This window comes from Kineococcus vitellinus, from assembly GCF_009906315.1.
GTDB classification, from domain to species: Bacteria; Actinomycetota; Actinomycetes; order Actinomycetales; family Kineococcaceae; genus Kineococcus; species Kineococcus vitellinus.
This window is the reverse complement of sequence record NZ_JAAALL010000516.1, coordinates 1-1,639: the sequence shown is the minus strand read 5'-3', so window position 1 is coordinate 1,639 and position 1,639 is coordinate 1. Positions and strand designations below refer to the sequence as shown.

2 protein-coding genes are annotated in these 1,639 nt (G+C 74.7%); both read right to left on the bottom strand.

Features of this window, described 5'->3' with window-relative positions; all coding sequences use genetic code 11:
• The coding region (locus GTQ99_RS23010) for an alpha/beta hydrolase (RefSeq protein ID WP_166617982.1) at window positions 1-827 on the bottom strand (827 nt) is incomplete at its 3' end.
• Between the two features lie 5 nt (window positions 828-832).
• Window positions 833-1,639, bottom strand: an 807-nt coding sequence (locus tag GTQ99_RS23005) for an alpha/beta fold hydrolase (RefSeq protein ID WP_205708084.1), incomplete at its 5' end; no start/stop codon positions are given.

Genomic DNA, 1,639 nt, shown 5'->3' with positions numbered 1-1,639 from the left:
GCCCACTCCAGGGCGTCGTCGGCCACGCGCTGCCAGCCGTCGACGACGGCCGACAGGTGCGGGCGGCCGGGGAACTCGTGGATCTCGGTGACCGCGCCTGTCGTGGCCTGGGCGCGGTGGATGGCGCGGATGAGGGAGGCGGGCACGGTGTGGTCGGCGCCGTTGGCGTGGATGAGCAGCGGCGGGCGCTGGCTGTTGGTGAGGTCGACGGCGTTGGCGGGGCGGGAGCTGAGGGCTGCGGTGGCGGCCTGCCACAGCGGCAGCCCCGGTGTGGGCGCCCAGTGCCGCTCCCACAGCTCGTCGGACTCGGCGCGGGTGAGGGTGTTGGCGAAGGCGTAGTGCCACTGGCTCCTGGTCAGCGCGACGGTGCGGTGCCGGTTGGCGGGACTGCGCAGCACCGCCCAGCCGCTGCGCAGGGTGCTCAGCGGCAGCTGGTTGACGCCCTTGATGGACGCCGGGGAGATCGCCACCCCCGCCGAGCCGAGACCGCGGTCGAGCAGCAGCTGCACGACCAGCCCGCCGAAGGAGTGCCCGATGAGGATCGGCTGCTGCGGCAGGGCGCCGATGGCGCGGGCGTAGGCGTCGACGACCTGCGCCAGACCCACGTCGCTGGCGCGGTCCCCGCTCCGGCTGCGCTCGCGCAGCCGTGCCAGGGGCGCGTCCATGCCCGGCCACTCCGGGGCCAGGGTGCTGTGGCCGCGGGCCTCGAAGCGGGTGCGCCACCCGGCCCAGGAGGCGGAACTGAGCCACAGGCCGTGGACGAAGACGATCGTGCGGGTGTCGGATGTAGACGCGGAGGATGTGGGAGAGGCGGCGTCGGTGGGCATCGGGCTCACCGTCCGGCCGCGTCGCAGATGACGGCGGTGACCTCGTCGGGGTGGCTCATCATCACCACGTGCGAGCTGCGCACCTTGGTGATGCGGGCCTTCATGCGCTCGGCCATCGCGAACTGCGCCGGCACGGGGATGAGGCCGTCGCGGGTGGCCACGACGTAGGAGGAGGGGATGCTCTTCCACGCCGGCGCCCCGGAGGGCTCGATGAGCGAGGAGAGCACGGCGGGGCGCTGGGTGGCGGCCAGGACGGCGACCTGCTTCTCGGGCAGGTCGCCGGCGAAGATGCGGCGGAACTGGGTGGGGTCGACGTAGGCGTCCGCGTTCTGCGTCCCGCTGCCGGGGAGGGGCCGCAGGATCAGGTTCTCCACCACGTCGCTGTGCCCGCCGCCGAGCTCGTTGGCCGCGGCGATGGCCTCGCCCTGGTCCAGGCCGTAGGCGGCGGCGTAGACCAGGGCCTCGACGCTGGTGTTGCCGGTGGCGGCGTTGGTGATGACCGCGCCGCCGTAGGAGTGCCCGACCAGCACGAGGGGGCCGGTGAGAGTGGACAGGAAGGTGCGCAGGTGGTCGGCGTCGGAGGCCAGGCCGCGCAGCGGGTTGGCGGGGGCGACGGCGGTGTAGCCGCGTCGCTGCAGGCGCTCGATGACCGCGTTCCAGCCGGAGGAGTCGGCGAAGGCGCCGTGCACGAGGACGATGGTGGGCCCACCGCGCCCGGGTGCCGCTGCGGGTGTCGTCGCAGGTGCCGCGGCGGCGCTGGTGCCGGCGCCGACGGCGGCCAGCGGGGCGGCCAGGGCGGCGGCCAGCAGGGG